At 71.6% G+C, this 17,217-nt stretch carries 16 protein-coding genes; 5 read left to right on the top strand and 11 right to left on the bottom strand.

The window, feature by feature from the left end; all coding sequences use genetic code 11:
- Positions 1-23: 23 nt before the first annotated feature.
- The 4 genes from ACIOWN_RS02525 to ACIOWN_RS02510 all read right to left on the bottom strand — a co-directional run bounded on the left by ACIOWN_RS02525 (position 24) and on the right by ACIOWN_RS02510 (position 3,317).
- A complete protein-coding gene (locus tag ACIOWN_RS02525) occupies positions 24-845 on the bottom strand; it encodes an ABC transporter permease (protein WP_362349332.1) in 822 nt (273 codons plus the stop codon).
- Complete coding sequence (locus tag ACIOWN_RS02520; RefSeq protein ID WP_401979907.1) at positions 842-1,012, bottom strand: hypothetical protein; 171 nt, start codon at positions 1,010-1,012, stop codon at positions 842-844. Before ACIOWN_RS02520 ends, ACIOWN_RS02525 begins: the two co-directional genes overlap by 4 nt.
- Positions 1,009-1,983, bottom strand: coding sequence for an ABC transporter ATP-binding protein (locus tag ACIOWN_RS02515; protein WP_100569604.1), 975 nt, complete (start codon positions 1,981-1,983; stop codon positions 1,009-1,011). Before ACIOWN_RS02515 ends, ACIOWN_RS02520 begins: the two co-directional genes overlap by 4 nt.
- A gap of 116 nt (positions 1,984-2,099) precedes the next feature.
- Positions 2,100-3,317 (bottom strand): NYN domain-containing protein, encoded by a 1,218-nt coding sequence (locus ACIOWN_RS02510; protein WP_362349328.1) that lies wholly within the window; start codon positions 3,315-3,317, stop codon positions 2,100-2,102.
- 248 nt (positions 3,318-3,565) lie between these two features.
- On the opposite strand from ACIOWN_RS02510, the gene ACIOWN_RS02505 reads away from it, so the two are divergent.
- On the top strand, positions 3,566-3,745 hold the full coding sequence (locus ACIOWN_RS02505; RefSeq protein WP_100569644.1) for a hypothetical protein: 180 nt from the start codon (positions 3,566-3,568) through the stop codon (positions 3,743-3,745).
- An 81-nt stretch (positions 3,746-3,826) separates the two neighbouring features.
- On the opposite strand, the gene dnaE is transcribed toward ACIOWN_RS02505, so the two are convergent.
- Complete coding sequence (gene dnaE, locus ACIOWN_RS02500) at positions 3,827-7,366, bottom strand: DNA polymerase III subunit alpha (protein WP_401979905.1); 3,540 nt, start codon at positions 7,364-7,366, stop codon at positions 3,827-3,829.
- Positions 7,367-7,596: 230 nt separating this feature from the next.
- Between dnaE and ACIOWN_RS02495 the strand changes: the two genes are divergently transcribed.
- The 3 genes from ACIOWN_RS02495 (at position 7,597) to ACIOWN_RS02485 (ending at position 10,594) form a co-directional block, all read left to right on the top strand.
- Positions 7,597-8,922 (top strand): DUF2252 family protein, encoded by a 1,326-nt coding sequence (locus tag ACIOWN_RS02495; protein WP_362349511.1) that lies wholly within the window; start codon positions 7,597-7,599, stop codon positions 8,920-8,922.
- Positions 8,923-8,991: 69 nt separating this feature from the next.
- On the top strand, positions 8,992-9,690 hold the full coding sequence (locus ACIOWN_RS02490; protein ID WP_362349325.1) for a hypothetical protein: 699 nt from the start codon (positions 8,992-8,994) through the stop codon (positions 9,688-9,690).
- A gap of 85 nt (positions 9,691-9,775) precedes the next feature.
- Positions 9,776-10,594, top strand: a complete 819-nt coding sequence (locus tag ACIOWN_RS02485) for a thioredoxin domain-containing protein (protein ID WP_362349323.1) — start codon at positions 9,776-9,778, stop codon at positions 10,592-10,594.
- Positions 10,595-10,617: 23 nt separating this feature from the next.
- On the opposite strand, the gene ACIOWN_RS02480 is transcribed toward ACIOWN_RS02485, so the two are convergent.
- Positions 10,618-11,208: a dienelactone hydrolase family protein gene (locus ACIOWN_RS02480; RefSeq protein ID WP_401979903.1), complete on the bottom strand. Its 591-nt coding sequence runs from the start codon at positions 11,206-11,208 to the stop codon at positions 10,618-10,620.
- Between the two features lie 173 nt (positions 11,209-11,381).
- On the opposite strand from ACIOWN_RS02480, the gene ACIOWN_RS02475 reads away from it, so the two are divergent.
- A complete protein-coding gene (locus tag ACIOWN_RS02475) occupies positions 11,382-12,482 on the top strand; it encodes a mechanosensitive ion channel family protein (RefSeq protein ID WP_100569611.1) in 1,101 nt (366 codons plus the stop codon).
- Positions 12,483-12,530: 48 nt separating this feature from the next.
- Here the strand turns inward: ACIOWN_RS02475 and ACIOWN_RS02470 are convergent, their stop codons facing one another.
- From ACIOWN_RS02470 to lspA, 5 genes are all read right to left on the bottom strand, one after another.
- Complete coding sequence (locus ACIOWN_RS02470) at positions 12,531-13,271, bottom strand: SDR family oxidoreductase (RefSeq protein ID WP_362349318.1); 741 nt, start codon at positions 13,269-13,271, stop codon at positions 12,531-12,533.
- A 52-nt stretch (positions 13,272-13,323) separates the two neighbouring features.
- Positions 13,324-14,910, bottom strand: coding sequence for a Na+/H+ antiporter (locus tag ACIOWN_RS02465; protein ID WP_362349316.1), 1,587 nt, complete (start codon positions 14,908-14,910; stop codon positions 13,324-13,326).
- A gap of 88 nt (positions 14,911-14,998) precedes the next feature.
- Positions 14,999-15,466 carry a GNAT family N-acetyltransferase gene (locus ACIOWN_RS02460; protein ID WP_362349314.1) on the bottom strand — a complete coding sequence of 156 codons (468 nt, stop codon included), beginning with the start codon at positions 15,464-15,466 and terminating at the stop codon, positions 14,999-15,001.
- Positions 15,463-16,407: an RluA family pseudouridine synthase gene (locus ACIOWN_RS02455; protein ID WP_362349312.1), complete on the bottom strand. Its 945-nt coding sequence runs from the start codon at positions 16,405-16,407 to the stop codon at positions 15,463-15,465. The genes ACIOWN_RS02460 and ACIOWN_RS02455 overlap by 4 nt, the downstream gene beginning before the upstream one ends.
- Before the next feature lie 42 nt (positions 16,408-16,449).
- On the bottom strand, positions 16,450-17,163 hold the full coding sequence (gene lspA / locus ACIOWN_RS02450) for a signal peptidase II (protein ID WP_362349310.1): 714 nt from the start codon (positions 17,161-17,163) through the stop codon (positions 16,450-16,452).
- Positions 17,164-17,217 lie beyond the last annotated feature (54 nt).

Genomic DNA, 17,217 nt, shown 5'->3' with positions numbered 1-17,217 from the left:
GCCAGTTGCGGGGGAAGGCCGCGTCACCGGACGGCGGCCCGGCGGTAGGCCCAGGTGGCCACGGCCAGCGAGACCACCCCGACCCCGGCGCAGACGGCCATGTCGCCGGCCACCAGAGCCCAGTCGGGACGGGCCGCGAAGGTGTGCGCGTAGGCCTCCACGCCGTACGTGGACGGCAGCAGGTCGCGCAGCAGCCGTACCGCCTCGGGCAGGCGGTCGGGGGGCAGCACGCCCAACAGGAGCGCCGCCGACATGCCCAACTGGCCCAGCAGTGTGGCCAGTTCCGGGCGTGGTGCGAGCAGCCCGCAGGCCGCGCCGAGCCCGGAGAGCGCGGCACCGGCGAGCGGGATCACCACCACCAGCACCCACAGGTTGCCGAGCGGCAGCCCGAACAGCACGCACCCGAACACGGCGGTCACGAGCGTGCCCGGCACCGTGAAGGAGGCGTACGCGGCCGCCGCGCCCAGCACCACGGCCGTGGGCGGCACCGGGAGCGTCGCGTAGTGGTCGAGCCCTCCGCTGGCCCGCAGTTGCCCGAAGTACTGGGCGAGCAGGTTCAGCGCGACGAACGCGACCACGACGACCGAGGCGCCGGACACCACGTACCGGGCCTCGCTGCCGCCGTCGACCACGCCCCGCATCATGACCATGATGCCGACGGACTGGAAGGTCGCCACGAACAGCAGCGGGATCCTCGCCACCCGCGCCCGGGACAGCTGGGCCCGGTACACGGCGGCCAGCGACGGCCACAGCCGTGCCCGCGGCCCGAGCACGGCCGCGTCACCGGAACCGCCGTCCTGTACGGCCGTTCCGCCCGGCAGCACACCGGCGGGTACGACACTCACGTCGAACTGCTCCCTTTCCCTGCGGCAGCGCACACGGCCGGCTTGTCCGTCGCGGCGAGCGCGGCGGGTGCGGTCGTGTCTCCCGCACCGGACGGGTTCCCCCCGGCGCCCGCGTACTCCTCCACGGATCCGCCGGTCCCCGCGCTCATGCCGCTGATCCCGGTCATGCCTTCACCAGCCCCTGCCGAGCGGCGCCGCCCAGCGCCAGGTACACGTCCTCCAGGCTGGGCGTGGTCAGCGTGAAGTCGTCCAGGGCGGCGAACGCGGCACCGCCGGTGACCGTGGCCACGGCGGCGCGGGCCTCCTCGGGCGCCAGCCGCAGCGTCCAGCGGCGGCCCGCCTCCACGGCCCGTTCCCTGAGCGCGGCGACCTCCGCCACCTCAAGGGGCGCCCGTTCCCGCCACACCAGTTCCACCCGCACCTCGCCGGAGACCCGCTCCTTGAGCCGGGCCGGGGTGTCGCAGGCGATGACCCGGCCCCGGTCCAGGACGGCGACCCGGTCCAGGACGGTCTCGGCCTCGATGACGTTGTGGGTGACCAGGACGACGGTCGTGCCGCGTTCGGCGCGCCGCCGGTCGACGGCGGACCACACCGCCCGCCGGGCCACCGGGTCCATTCCGGTGGTCGGCTCGTCGAGCACCAGCAGCGGGCGCTCGCCGACCAGCGCGGCCGCCAGGCAGGCGAGCCGCCGCTGGCCACCGGAGAGCTTCTTCAGCGGGCGCCCGGCGATCGGCGTGAGGCCCAGTTCGTCGAGGACGGCGTCCCGCTCGGCCCGCGCCTGCCGGAGGTCCAGGCCGCGCAGCCGCCCGGTGGTCTCGGCGGCGAGCGAGACGGTCAGCTCGTCCAGGGCGGTGGACTCCTGCCCGAGGTAGGCGAGGATCCGCGCGGCCCGCTCGGGGTGCGCCACGATGTCGTGGCCGAGGATCTCGACCGTGCCGCTGTCGGGGCGCAGCAGCCCGGTGAGCTGGCGTACGAGGGTGGACTTGCCGGCGCCGTTCGGCCCGAGCAGCCCGAAGATCTCGCCGCGCCGTACGTCGAGCTCCACCGCGTCGGTGGCCAGCACCTCGGGCGTGCCGGGGGCACCGCGCCGGCCGCGCACCGCGGGATAGGTCCGGGTCAGTCCGCGCACCGCGCACACGACATCGTCCCCGGGGCGAAGTGCCTGTGCCGTGCGCGTACTCACAAGGGACGAGGGTACGGGGTCGCGGAGCCCCGTTCGCCCTCGGGGCGTCCCGAGCAGGTCCGGTACGCGGTTCAGTCGCCGGCGGGGGCGCGCTCGGTGGAGGTCCGTACGTCGATCTCCCGCCAGAACCCGGCGCGGATGGCGTACCGGTCGTGCTCGTCGATCTGGTCGTCCTTGTGCGCGAGCAGCCCGAAGCGGGCGGCGTAGCGCAGCAGCTCGCCGTCGACGCGGTGCGGGACGCGGGGGTACATCGACGACAGTTTCTGCAGGTGCGACTGGTCGCCCAGCCGGTCCACCCAGCGCCTGGCGAAGACCTGTCCCACCTCGTACGGGTCGCCGCCGACGGTCGTGATGTCCTCCTCCCGGTCCGCCCACCGCTGCTCGGCCGTCGTCAGCTGGGCGAGCGTCGGCATGGAGGCGGCCTCGGGAGGCTCGGCGGGCATGCCCGGCCGGTCCACCCAGCCCCGGTCCGAGGACCAGCGCAGGGTCGCCGTGGGCGGGTGCTGCGCGGGCGGGGTGCCGGGGGCGCGCAGGGCGGCCAGGTCCTTGGGCGTGGGCACGCCCTTGGCCGTGGGCACCCGCTCCTCGGTGCCGCCGCGCCCCGGGGCTGCGGCCGGGTGCTGCCGCGGTTCGGCGCGGCTCTCGCTGCCCGGGCTGAGCGTGGACTCGGGCAGCGGCGCGGAGAGGATCGCGGCGATCTCGGGGCGGGGCGCGGGCGGCGGCGCGCAGACACCGCCGAGTTCCTTGGCGCGTACGGCCTTGGTGATCCAGGTGCGGTCCAGCACTCGCCGCTCGTCGGCCTCGGCGACCAGGTCCTCGGACTGGTTGTAGTCGCCGTCGGCGGCCTGCACCGCCCACAGGTGTACGGCGACGCCGTGCTCCTTGGCGGCCATCATGCCGGGCAGCAGGTCGCCGTCGCCGGTGACGAGGACGACGTCGGAGCAGGCGCGGTTGCGGGCCAGTTCGGTCAGTTCGGCGTGCATCGCGGCGTCGACGCCCTTTTGCGCCCAGCGTCCGTCGCTGCGGGTCAGCGCGCCGAGCCGGACGGTGACCCGGGGCATCACGCGCAGCCGGCGGTGCTCTGGCTGCGGCACACGGTCGGGCGCGCCGTCGAACCAGTAGATGCGCAGCAGGGGCCGCTCGGTGTCGGACTCGGCCTGTTCACGCAGCCCCTGCACGAGAGCGGTGTGGTCGACGGTGATCCGGGACCGCGACGGCTCCCCGGCGAGGAGACTGGCCGCGGCGCCCAGCAGATACCCGGCGTCCACCAGGACGATGCAGCGGTCCACGCGATCCACCCTCTTTCCGGGAGGTTGCTTCGGGATGTGCTTGGGGATGTACTTCGGGATGTGCTTCGAGTCTGCCCGACCCGGCCGGGGTTAACGGCCCGAACTCGATCTTCGGCGTGGCGTTTCGGGAGCCCGCACCCCGACGCCCCGCGTTACATACGGTAATTATCCAACATGCGTTCATTGTCGGCCTATGTGAATCTGGTCCCGGCCCTGGCCCCGAGATCCCCCACAGGAGGCTGATCACCATGGCCAAGAACCGCAAGCAGGACCGCAGCCGGCAGAAGACGTCCGTGGCCGCGAACGGCCCGCAGGAGACGGAGCAGTCCGTGTCGGAACCGCAGGCCGAGCATCACGCCCACGGGCCGCAGACGAGTCCGACTGCCATGGCCCGCAAGGGACGTCAGAAGCGCTTCGGCCACAACTGACTCCGGTCCATGGACTGTTGAGCAAGTGCGGTAAACGACGAGGGGCGTACCCGATGCGCACGGGCACGCCCCTCGTTCATGTCAGCCCGCCAGGCAGGACGGGCCGAGCAGAACCTTCAGATCGCCGAACAGCGCCGGGTCCGGCTTGACCCGGTGCCGGTCCAGCCGCAGCACCGTCGTCCTGCTCGGCCCCTGCAGCCTGATGCGGACCTCGCTGTCGCCCTTGTGGTGGCTGAGGATCTCGCCGAGGCGGCTCACCATGGGCGGGGTCACCTTCAGCGCCGGGATGGTGAGGATCACCGGGGCGTTGGCCCCGGCGTTCGACAGGTCGGGGATCATCAGCTCCATCGCCACCAGGCGGGGCACGTCCTCCCGCTTGTCGAGGCGGCCCTTGACGAACACCACGGCGTCCTCGACGAGTTGGGTGGACACCAACTGGTAGGTCGCCGGGAAGAACATGCACTCGATGGAGCCGGCGAGGTCCTCGACGGTGGCGATCGCCCAGGCGTTGCCCTGCTTGGTCATCTTGCGCTGGAGACCGGAGATGATGCCGCCGATGGTGACGACCGCGCCGTCGGCGTGCTCGCCGCCGGTGAGCTGGGAGATGCCCGCGTCGGCCTTGTCCGCGAGCACGTGCTCGAGACCGAACAGCGGGTGGTCGGAGACGTAGAGGCCGAGCATCTCCCGCTCCTGGGCGAGCAGATACGTCTTGTCCCACTCCTCGGAGGAGAACTCCACGTCAAGGCCGAAGCCGGGCTCGCCGCTGGTCTCCTCGCCCATTCCGCCGAAGAGGTCGAACTGGCCCTCGGCCTCCTTGCGCTTGACCGCGACCACGTTGTCGATCATCGGCTCGTACTGCGCGGTGAGGCCCTTGCGGGTGTGCCCCATCTCGTCGAAGGCGCCGGCCTTGATCAGCGACTCGGTGGTGCGCTTGTTGCAGACCACCGCCTCGACCTTGTCGAGGTAGTCGGGGAACGACGAGTACTTCCCCTTGGCCTTGCGGGACTTGATGATCGACTCGACGACGTTGGTGCCGACGTTGCGCACCGCGGAGAGGCCGAAGAGGATCACGTCGTCGCCCTGGGCGGCGAAGTTCGACTGGGACTCGTTGACGTTGGGCGGAAGCACCCGGATGCCCATGCGGCGGCACTCGTTGAGGTAGACCGCCGACTTGTCCTTGTCGTCCTTGACGGAGGTCAGCAGGCCCGCCATGTACTCGGCGGGGTGGTTGGCCTTCAGATAGGCGGTCCAGTACGAGACCAGGCCGTACGCGGCCGAGTGCGCCTTGTTGAACGCGTAGCCGGCGAAGGGGACCAGCACGTCCCACAGGGCCTGGATGGCCTCGTCGCTGAAGCCCTTCTTGCGGGCGCCCTCCTGGAAGATGGTGAAGTTCTTCGCCAGTTCCTCGGGCTTCTTCTTGCCCATCACGCGCCGCAGCACGTCGGCCTCGCCGAGCGAGTAGCCGGCGACGATCTGGGCGGCCTTCTGCACCTGCTCCTGATAGACGATCAGGCCGTAGGTGACGTCCAGGACCTCCTTGAGCGGCTCCTCCAGCTCCGGGTGGATGGGCGTGATCTCCTGCTGGCCGTTCTTGCGCAGGGCGTAGTTGGTGTGGGAGTTCATGCCCATCGGGCCCGGCCGGTACAGGGCCGAGACGGCGGAGATGTCCTCGAAGTTGTCCGGCTTCATCAGGCGCAGCAGGGAGCGCATCGGGCCGCCGTCGAACTGGAAGACGCCGAGGGTGTCGCCGCGCTGGAGCAGTTCGAAGGTCTTGGGGTCGTCCAGCTCCAGGCTGAGGAGATCGATGTCGATCCCCTTGTTGGACTTCACCATCTTGACGGCGTCGTCCATGATCGTGAGGTTGCGCAGGCCCAGGAAGTCCATCTTCAGCAGGCCCAGCGACTCGCAGCTCGGGTAGTCCCACTGCGTGATGGTCACGCCGTCGGTGTGCCTGACCCAGACCGGCACGTGCTCGGTGATGGTCTCGCTGGACATGATCACGCCGGCCGCGTGCACGCCCATCTGCCGCACCAGGCCCTCCACACCGCGCGCGGTGTCGATGACCTTCTTCACGTCCGGCTCGTTCTCGTACATCCCCCGGACCTCGCCCGCCTCCGAGTAGCGGGGGTGCTCGGGGTCGGTGATGCCGGACAGCGGGATGCCCTTGCCGAGGACGTCGGCGGGCATGGCCTTGGTGATGCGGTCGCCCATCGCGTACGGGTAGCCCAGCACGCGCGCGGAGTCCTTGATCGCGTTCTTGGCCTTGATGGTGCCGTAGGTGCCGATCATGGCGACCTTGTCGGCGCCGTACTTCTCCGTCACGTACCTGATCACCTCGACGCGCCTGCGCTCGTCGAAGTCGATGTCGACGTCGGGCATGGAGATGCGCTCGGGGTTGAGGAACCGCTCGAAGATCAGGCCGTGCGGGATCGGGTCGAGGTCGGTGATGCCGAGCGCGTAGGCGACGATCGAGCCGGCCGCGGAGCCTCGTCCGGGGCCGACCGCGATGCCGTTGTTCTTGGCCCACATGATGAAGTCGGCGACCACGAGGAAGTAGCCCGGGAACCCCATCTGGATGATGACGTCCATCTCGTACTCGACCTGCTTCTGCCGGTCGTCGGGGATGCCGCCGGGGAAGCGGCGCTCCATGCCGCGGCGGACCTCCTCCTTGAACCAGGTGACCTCGGTGTAGCCCTCGGGGATGTCGAACTTGGGCATGAGGTCGCGCTTCTCGAACATGCCGGTGGTGTCGACCATCTCGGCGACGAGGAGCGTGTTGGCGCAGCCCTCCTGCCAGGCGTCCGAGGAGTCGATGGCGTACATCTCCTCGGTCGACTTCAGGTAGTAGCCGGTGCCGTCGAACTTGAAGCGGTCGGGGTCGGAGAGGTTCTTGCCGGTCTGGATGCACAGCAGGGCGTCGTGCGCGCCGGCCTCGTGCGCGTAGGTGTAGTGCGAGTCGTTGGTGACCAGGGGCGGGATGCCGAGCTTGCGGCCGATCTCCAGCAGGCCGTCGCGGACCTTGCGCTCGATGTCGATGCCGTGGTCCATCAGCTCCAGGAAGTAGCGATCCTTGCCGAAGATGTCCTGGTAGTCGGCGGCGGCCTTCAGGGCCTCGTCGAAGTGGCCGAGGCGCAGCCGGGTCTGCACCTCGCCGGAGGGGCAGCCGGTGGAGGCGACGATGCCCTCGGACCACTGGGCGATCGTCTCCTTGTCCATCCGGGGCCACTTCTGCAGCCAGCCCTCGGCGTAGGCGTCGGAGGAGAGGCGGAAGAGGTTGTGCAGACCGGTCCTGTTCACCGCCCACATCGTCTTGTGGGTGTAACCGCCGGAACCGGAGATGTCGTCGCGCTTCTGGTGCGGCTGGCCCCACAGGATCTTGCGCTTGTTGCGCCGGGACTCGGGGGCGACATACGCCTCGATCCCGATGATCGGGGTGATTCCGGCCTTCTTCGCGGTGTGGAAGAAGTCGTACGCGCCGTGGAGGTTGCCGTGGTCGGACATCGCGATGTGCGTCATGCCCATCTCGTCGCACGCGTTGAACATGTCCTTCAGCCGCGCGGCACCGTCCAGCAGCGAGTACTGGGTGTGGACGTGCAGGTGCGTGAACGGCGGCTTCGACACGGTTCGGCCTCCATGGACAACATAGACGACGGGCTGCGGACAGTCCGGTGAACAGCGTCGAAGTCTATGCCCCGGCACTGACACGCGACCGCGTTCCAGCCGTACCTTCGGGCGGGACAGCGCGGGCACTCCGCCGCACCGCCGGACGTTGGTGTGGGGGAACGCCCCTGCCGGACCCACTCCACACGTCATGCACCACCTGCACCAGGAGGCACTCCGCGATGTCAGCGATGTCGGTCCCCCAGCTCAGCGACGAGCAGCGCGGCAAGGAGATCATCGCCGTCCTCGACACCGCCTTCGGCGAGCTCCTGGCCGACGATCCGGACGCGTTCGGCATGAGGCTGCGGAGGATGGCGTCCTCGGCCCTCGCGTTCCACCGGGCCACGGCCTGCCTCTTCCACCACGACCTGAGCGCCGACCGGCGCGGCGGCCCGTACCTGGACGACCGCACCTCGCGGGTGTGGATCCACGGCGACCTGCACGCGGAGAGCTTCGGCACCTACATGGACGCCGACGGCCGACTGGTCTTCAGCGCCACCGGCTTCGACGAGGCGTATGTCGGCCCCTTCACCCTGGACCTCAAGCGGTTCGCCGCCTCCCTCGCTCTCGTCGGGTACGCCAAGGCGCTCAGCGACGAGCGGATCACCGAGCTGGTGACGCTGTACGCGAGCGCGTACCGCGACCGGATCCACGCCCTGGCCACCGGCGCCAAGAGCGACGAGGTGCCGCCCTTCACCCTCGACACCGCCGAAGGCCCCCTTCTGGACACGCTGCGTGACGCGCGCTCGCTGACCCGTGCCGGGCTGCTGGAGTCGATGACCGGGATCCGCGACTTCGAGCGCCGCTTCGCGCCCGGCGGCGGCGCGGTCGAGCTGGACGCCGCCACCCGCTACAAGGTCCTCGCGGCCTTCGACGGCTATCTGGAGACCCTGCCGGAGGCTTCGCTTGCCCGCCCGGAGTCCTACCGTGTCAAGGACGTCGTCGGCCGCCGCGGGATCGACCCGGCCGGGCTGTCGTACGACATCCTCCTGGAGGGGCCCAGCGACGCCCTGGAGCACGACGTGGTGATCTCCGTCCAGCGTGCCCGGACCCCGGCGGCCGCCCGGCACGTCACGGACCAGGCGATCCACGACCACTTCCAGCACGAGGGCCACCGCACGGTGGTCTGCCGCCGCGCCCTCCAGGCGCACACCGACCCGTGGCTGGGCTGGACCGAGCTGGACGGCACGGGCCGGCTCGTCACCGAGGTCTCGCCGTACGCCGTGGACCTCGACTGGGACGCCGTGGACGACGGCTACGACCCGGAGGAGATCGAGCAGGTGGTCGCCGACCTGGGCCGGGCCACGGCCGCCATGCACGCGGCGGCGGACGACGCCTCGGGCGAGTCGCTGGTGCCGTTCTCCACCGAGCGGGCCATCGACGCGGCGATCGCGGGCGACGAGGAGGGCTTCGCGCCGCTGCTCGTCGACTTCGCGCACGCCTACGGCGCACGCGCGCGCGCCGACCACCGCGTCTTCGTGGAACTGCTGCGCAACGGGGGGATTCCGGGTCTGTGACGGATGGGCCGCACACAGGAACCCTTTAGGGGCCTCTTACCGGCCCGCATGACAGACTCTTTTCTCGCTATGGACATATCCGGGACCAGACTCAGAGCCGTGCGCGCGGCGCTGTTCACGGCCGTGGTCGTGACGCTCAGCACCGCGTCGCACGTGCTGCTGTCCCGGGCCCCGCTGCCGCTGAACACGGTGGCCGCGGTCGCGGCCGCCGTGTTCCTGCTCGCCTACGCCCTGGCCGGCCGCGAGCGGGGCTTCGGGCGGATCGCCGCCCTGCTGGTCCCCGTCGAGCTGGCCGCCGACACCGTCTTCACCACCGGGCAGCACCTGTGTTACGGCCCCGCGGGCGGCCCGGTCGCCGGTCCCTTGCGCTCGGTCGGCTTCGACGTGCTGTGCGGCGGGCACACCGACGTCGGCACCCCGCTGGCCCAGATGACCGGCGCCGACACCGGCCGGCTGACGGCCCTGCTCGCGCACGCCGACCCGGCCACGGCATGGCTGCTGCTGGCCGCGCACATCGGCGTCGGCCTGCTCGCGGCCGGCTGGCTGCGGCGCGGCGAGCGGGCGCTCGCCCAGCTGCTGTGCGCGGTGGCCGCCACGACCTTCCGGCCGCTGCTGCTCGCGGTGGCGGCCGTCACGGTGCGCCGTGCCCGCCCGGCGGTCCGGCCGGCGCGTCCGGCGCCGCGTATCGCCGGGCTGCGTGCCCGCGTCCTCGTGTACTCCCTGGGACGGCGCGGACCGCCGTGCCCGAACGCCCTCGCGCTCGTCTGAGCGACGACCCCGGGCGTCCCGAGCACGACCAGTCCCCCTTCGTACCCCGCGCACGAAGCTGCGCGTCCCACAGGAGAACACCACCATGAGCAAGCGGAACAGCCAGTCGGCGAAGACGGCGGCCCGGGAGCGGCTGCGCGTCGAGCGCGAGCGCGAGGCCAAGCGGGCCAAGATCAAGCGGCAGCTCACCGTGGCCGGCGCGGTCGTGGTCGTGCTGGCCGCGGCCGGCGGCATCGGCTACGCCGTCGTCCAGGCCAACAAGCCCGGCCACTGGGAGGCCGTGAAGGACGAGAAGGTCGTCGCCCCGGCCAACACCACCGGCACCGACGGCACGACCGTGGTCATCGGCAAGAGCTCGGCCCAGAAGACCCTCAAGATCTACGAGGACCCGCGCTGCCCGATCTGCGGCCAGTTCGAGGGAGCGGTCGGCACGACCGTCAAGAAGGACGTCGACGACGGCAAGTTCAAGCTCCAGTACATCGGCGGCACCTTCATCGACAACCACGACAACGGCGAGGGCTCCAAGAACGCGATGAGCGCCATGGGCGCCGCGCTCGACGTCAGCCCCGAGGCGTTCCTCGAGTACAAGTCCGCCCTGTACTCGACGAAGTGGCACCCGGAGGAGTCCGACGACAAGTTCAAGAACGACGACTACCTCATCAAGGTGGCGGACACCGTGCCGGCCCTGAAGGACAACGCGTCGTTCCGCGCCGCCGTCAAGAGCGGCAAGTACGACGCCTGGGCGGTCGCCATGTCGAAGACCTTCGACAACAACAAGGACGGGGTGACCGGCACCCCGAGCCTGGTCATGGACGGCAAGAAGGTGACCACGCCCGGCACCGACAACCCGCCGATGACGGTGGACGAGTTCAACGCGGCGGTGGACGCCGCCCTCAAGGGCTGAGCCCGGCCGGGAGCGCCCAGGAGCTAGGAGCCCTGGGCGTTCCCGTCGAGTTCCGCGAGGAAGCCGAGCGCCACCCGCCAGGTGGCCTCGGCGGCCTCCCCGTCGTAGTCCGGCAGGTCGGGGTCGGTGTAGAGGTGGCCGGCCCCGGCGTAGCGGTAGACCTCCACGTCGGCGCCGGTCCGGCCCATCTGCAGGTACCAGGCGCTCAGCCAGTCGTCCGGCTCGAACGGGTCGGGTTCGGCCACGTGCAGCTGGACGGGCAGGCCGTCGGCGGTCGCGTTCGGCGCGACGTCCGAGGTGCCGTGCAGCAGGAGCAGCCCGCGGGCCTTCTCGTCACCGAGCGCGAGCGTCTGCGCGATGGCGGCCCCGAACGAGAACCCGGCGTAGACCAGGCCGCGCTCCGAGTAGGGCGCCGCGGCCAGCACGGCCCGCTTGAGCAGCTCGTCCTTGCCGATCGCTTCCTTGCAGGCCGTGCCCTCCTCGACCGTGTCGAACGTACGGCCCTCGAAGAGATCCGGGGTCCACACCTCGTGCCCGGCGGAGCGCAGCCGGTCCGCGGCCCGGCGCACCGCGGGTCCGAGGCCGTAGGTCGAGTGGAAGAGCACGATGTTCATGAGCCCATGGTGCCAGCCGGGTACGACGGCCTCCGACCGGCCGGGTGCGCGTCCGTCCGGAGAGCGCCCGCGGACAGGCCCGGGGAGAGGATCGTCACACCGTCCCCGGCCCTACCCGCGATCTTCACGCTCACACATGTTCACACCGCGTGTCGCGGGTTAGGTTCGCTGGCATGGAGAACGTACTCCGCCCTCTGATCGTCGTCGGCGGCTCGGTCGTCCTCACGCTGGTCATCGGCTGGGCCACCGACCTGCTGCTGCGCAAGGCCGACGAACGGCACCACGACAACCCGCTGTGGGGCCTGCTGCGCCGTGCCCGCGTCCCCTACCAGCTCGTGCTGTGCGCCGCCCTGCTGCGCGGCTCCTACGACCAGGCCGAGCTGCTGGAGGAGCACCGGGTCGGGATCGGCCGGACGCTGACCCTGGTGCTGATCGGGTCGGCCGCCTGGCTGGTGATCCGGATCGCGGGGGCCGTCGTCGAGACCACGTACACGCGGTACGCCAACTCCCGCGCCCACCGGGATCCGGCCCGGGTGCGGCGGGTGCGCACCCAGGTCGAGCTGATCATGCGTGTGGTCTCGGCTGTGGTCATCGTGGTGGCGGCGGCCTCGATGCTGCTGACCTTCCCGGCGATGCGTGCGGCCGGCGCCTCGCTGCTGGCCTCGGCCGGCCTCCTCGGCATCGTCGCCGGTGTCGCCGCGCAGTCCACGCTGAGCAACATGTTCGCGGGGCTGCAGATCGCCTTCGGCGACATGGTGCGGATCGGCGACACCGTGGTCGTCAACGGCGAGTGGGGCACGGTCGAGGAGATCACGCTGACCTTCCTGACGGTACGGACCTGGGACGAGCGCCGGATCACCATGCCGGTGTCGTACTTCACGTCCAACCCGTTCGAGAACTGGTCGCGCGGCACCCCGCAGATGACCGGCACCGTCTACCTGCACCTCGACCACTGCGCGCCGATGGACGCGATGCGCGAGAAGCTGCGCGACATCCTGCGCGAGTGCCCGGCCTGGGACGGCCGCGCCTACAACCTGGTGGTCACGGACACGACGCCGACGACGATGGAGGTACGGGCGCTGGTGACGGCGAAGGACGCCGGCGACATCTGGACGGTGCGGGTCGTGGTCCGCGAGCAGCTGCTGCGCTGGCTCTCCGAACACCACCCCTACGCCCTCCCCCGCATCAACACGGCCCAAGCCGTGCCACCCCCGGCCCGCCACGACGGGACACCCCGCCCCGCCTTCGAGGACTCCCGGACCGGCCCCGCCTGACCTTCGGCCGGGAGCGAGACCCGGACCGGCCCCGCGACCACGGTGGGGTCAGTGGCCGCGTTCCGCGCCGCCGTTGACCTGGATGATCTGGGAGGTGATGTGGGCGGCGGACGGTGAGGCCAGCCAGTGCAGGGTTGCCGCGATGTCGCCCGGGGTTCCGGGGCGGCCGGTGGAGGTCTCGGCGACGAGGCGTTCTCGGCGGGCGTCGTCCATCGAGTCACCGAAGAAGTCGGTGTCCTCGACGTATCCGGGCGCGACCAGGTTCACCGTGATCCCGCGCGGGCCCAACTGGCGGGCGAGGTCGTGGGCGTAGGGGTGCAGGGCGGCCTTGGAGGCGGCGTAGGCGCCGCTGCCCGAACCGCGGTACGCGGCGATGGAGCTGAGGAACAGCACCCGGCCGCCCGGTTCGGCGAGCCGCTCCTTGAGTGCCTCCGTGAGCAGCACCGCGGTCAGGGTGTTGATCCGGAAGTTCACCATCCAGTTGTCGGCGACGAGTTCGAGCGGGTCCTCCCGCTCCACCCGGGGCTCCAGCCGCCCCGATCCCCCGGCGCTGTGGATCAGCACGTCCACCGCCCCGAGCTCGTCGGCCACGAACCGGGCGACCGACCGCGCCCCGGCCACGTCACCGACGTCCGCGGCGAACGTCAGCGCGCCCGGCACCCCGGCCCGGTGCAGCACCTCGCCCCGCCGCCCGAGCAGCAGCACCCGGTCCCCGTCGGCCGCGAAGGTCCGCGCCGCGGCGAGTCCGATCCCCGTTCCGCCCCCGCTGATGACGACGTTGCGACTCATGGTCGCGAGCGTACCGAGACGGCACCGGCCGGTCCCGTACGCCGAGCGGGGCTTACCGCAGACTGCGTACGTCCAGGTGGCGCAGTACCCGGTCCACGATCTCCGGGTCGGCCCCCGGCTCCCGGCGCGCCGCCAGCACCTCGTGCCGCGCCGCGCTGAGCATCTCGCTCTGGATCCGCCGCAACCGCTTCAGCCGCCGTACGCGCTTGTCGTGGCCCTCCCGGCGCTCCTCCTCCCCCCACTGCGGGCTGATCCGCAGCCCGATGTCGAAGGCCCGCCGCAGCATCTGCTCGGACAGCTCCTCCGGCAGTTCCTCGACCGCCTCGATCTCCCGCAGCCGCCGTCTGGCGGCCCGCGCCGCCCGCGCCGCCAGCTCCTCCTCGAACGCCTTCTCCCGTTCGGTGTCCGCCCGCACCCCCAGCCGTTTGACCAGCCACGGCAGCGTGAGCCCCTGGAGCACGAGCGTCGCCATGATCACCCCGAAGGCGATGAACACGATCTCGTCCCGGTCGGGGAAGGGCGCGCCGCTGTCCGTCTTCAGCGGAATGGCCAGGGCGAGCGCCACCGAGGCCACACCGCGCATTCCGGACCACCACATGACGACGCTCTCCCGCCAGGTCATGGGGATGTCCTCCTCGTAGTCCCGCAGCGCGTGCAGCCGTCTGGTGAGCCAGGAGGCCGGAAGCAGCCACACCAGCCGTACGAGCACCACCACGGCCACGACCGCGCCTGACCAGCCCAGCAGCTCGCCCCACCGGCCCGAGGCGGTGCGCAGCGCGTTGTGCAGCTCGAGGCCGATCAGCCCGAACGCGACCCCGGTGACGAGCGTGTCCACGACGTCCCAGACGGTGTGCCCGGCCAGCCGGGTCATCACGTCGTCGGCGTCGGAGGCGTACTCCGCCAGGAACAGCGCGGTGGTGAGCACGGCGAGGACCCCGGAGCCGTGCAGCTCCTCGGCCAGCACGTAGGAGGCGTACGGCACGAGCAGCGTCAGCCCGATCTGCAGGGTCGGGTCCCCCAGCAGGTCCAGCACCTTGTTCGTGCCCCAGCCGAGCAGTATGCCGACGACCACCGCCACCACCGCGGACAGCACCAGGTCGAGCCCGGCCCGCCAGGCCGAGAACTCCCCGCTGACGGCGGCGGCGATGGCCACGTGGTAGAGGACGATGGCGGTGACGTCGTTGAACAGCCCCTCGCCCTCCAGGATCGACACCAGGCGGCGCGGCAGCCCGAGCTGCCCGGCCACCGCGGTCGCGGCGACCGGGTCGGGCGGCGCGACCAGCGCGCCCAGGGCCACGGCGGCTGCGACGGACAGTCCCGGCACGATGGCGTGCGAGACGAGGGCGACACAGAAGGTCGTGACGAACACCAGCGCCACGGCCAGCAGGAAGATCGGCCGTTTGTGCGCCGTGAACTGTCGCCAGGACGTGCGCCGTACGGCGGCGTAGAGCAGCGGCGGCAGCAGGGCGGGCAGGATCAGGGCGGGCGGGATGTCGACGTTGGGGACGAAGTGGAGCAGGGCGAGGGCGATCCCGAGCAGCGTCATCAGGATCGGCGCGGGCAGCCCGAGCCGGTCGCCGACCGGGACGCTGATCACGGCCCCCAGCAACACGACGAACAGCAGGGCCAACTGATCCACGCTCAGCGCTCCGGGACGTCGGACGTTCACACGGCAGGCTTCAAGCCTGCCATGCCGCCCCGCTCACCGGCCGCTTCGGACCCGCGGGCTACAAGGCGCGCCGCATCGCGCGGTGCGGGATGCCCGCGTCGGGGAACTCCGGTCCGTACGCCGCGTAACCCAGCCGCTCGTAGAAGCCGAGCGCGTGGCTCTGCGCGTGCAGGTCCACCGCCGTGAGGCCACGCGCGCGTGCGGCGTCCTCGATCGCGCGCACCAGGGCCGCGCCGACGCCGAGACCGCGTGCCGCCGCGGTGACGGCGAGCCGTCCCAGGGAGCCGAGGGCCGGGTCGCCGCCGGTCTTCGCGGCGGCCTCCGCGCCGTGCAGCAGCCGCCCGGTGCCGAGCGGCTCACCGTCCTCGCGGACCGCCAGCACGTGCACGGCGACGGCGTCGTACTCGTCGTACTCGATGTCCTGCGGGACGCCCTGCTCGACGACGAAGACCTCCTTGCGCACCGCGAAGCACGCCTCGCGGTCGGCGGGGTCCCCGGCGACGCGCACCTCGTAGGGCACGCTCATGCGTACGTCTCCTCGCGCACCTGGTCCAGGGCCTTCTGGAGGTCCTCGGGGTAGTCGCTGGCGAACTCCACCCACTGGCCGTCGCCGGGGTGCTCGAAGCCGAGCCGGACCGCGTGCAGCCACTGGCGGGTCAGCCTCAGCCGCTTGGCGAGGGTGGGGTCGGCGCCGTAGGTCAGGTCACCGACGCAGGGGTGGCGGTGGGCGGCCATGTGCACGCGGATCTGGTGGGTGCGCCCGGTCTCCAGCTTGACGTCGAGCAGGGAGGCCGCGCGGAACGCCTCGATCAGGTCGTAGTGCGTGACGGACGGCTTGCCGTCGGCGGTGACGGCCCACTTGTAGTCGTGGTTCGGGTGCCGGCCGATGGGCGCGTCGATGGTGCCGCTGGTCGGGTCGGGGTGGCCCTGGACCAGGGTGTGGTAGCGCTTGTCGACCGTGCGCTCCTTGAACTGGCGCTTGAGCGACGTGTACGCGTACTCGGACTTGGCGACCACCATCAGGCCCGAGGTGCCGACGTCGAGGCGGTGCACGATGCCCTGGCGCTCGGCGGCGCCGGAGGTGGAGATGCGGTAGCCGGCCGCCGCGAGGCCGCCGATCACGGTCGGGCCCGACCAGCCGGGGCTGGGGTGCGCGGCGACGCCGACCGGCTTGACGATCACGACCACGTCGTCGTCGTCGTGCACGATCTCCATGCCCTCGACCGGCTCGGCGACCACCTGCACGGGCGCGGGTGCCCGCGGCATCTCGACCTCGAGCCAGGCACCGCCCCGCACTCGCTCGGACTTGCCGGCCACCGTGCCGTCGACCAGCACCTTGCCCGTGGCGGCCAGCTCCGCCGCCTTCGTACGGGAGAAGCCGAACATCCGGGAGATGGCGGCGTCGACGCGCTCGCCCTCCAGGCCTTCGGGCACGGGCAGGGTACGGATCTCGGGAAGCGTGCTCACCCGTCGAGTATGCCGGACCGGTCCGGCGGTCCCGTCCCGGGCTCAGTCCTTGTGTACGGTCCCGTCCGGGTCGAGGCCGCGGAAGGAGAGCAGCACGATCAGGATGCCGCCGCACACGATCGCCGAGTCGGCGAGGTTGAACACGGCGAAGTGCTTGGGCGAGATGAAGTCGACCACGGCGCCCTCGAAGACGCCCGGCGCCCGGAAGAGCCGGTCGGTGAGGTTGCCCAGCGCGCCGCCGAGCAGCAGGCCCAGCGCGATGGCCCAGGGCAGGCTGTAGAGCTTGCGCGCGAGGCGGGCGATCACCACGATCACGGCGGCCGCGATGACGGTGAAGAGCACGGTGAAGGCCTCGCCGAAGCCGAAGGCGGCGCCCGCGTTGCGGATCGCCTCCAGTTGCAGCCAGTCGCCGATGAGCCGGATCGGGGGGCGGTGCTCCAGCTTGGCGACCACGAGCATCTTGCTGGCCAGGTCGAGGGCGTAGGCGATGGCCGCGACCGTGAACAGCACGGCGATCCGGCGCCGGCCGCGGGGCCGCCCGTCGGCGGGTGCCCGCCCGTCGGCGCCGGCCGGCGTCCCGCTCGTCCCGTCCGGGGCCGCCGCCGTGCCGCCGGTGCCGGGCCCGCCCGCCGGGGCCTGTGCCCCTTCGGCGCCGGACGGGCCGCCCGGTGCGGTGTCCCCTCCGGGTCGCTGCCGCCCCGCTCCCGCCGCCCCCGGAGTGTCCGGCGTACCGATGATGCGCTCCGCCTCTGCCACGTGAGTCCCTTGACCTAGGTACCTGACTGAGGACGAGACTACGGCACGCCTCGT

The organism is Streptomyces sp. NPDC087787, from assembly GCF_044743035.1.
Taxonomy (GTDB): Bacteria; Actinomycetota; Actinomycetes; order Streptomycetales; family Streptomycetaceae; genus Streptomyces.
The sequence above is the reverse complement of the archived record's forward strand: the minus strand, read 5'-3'. Positions and strand labels throughout refer to the sequence as shown.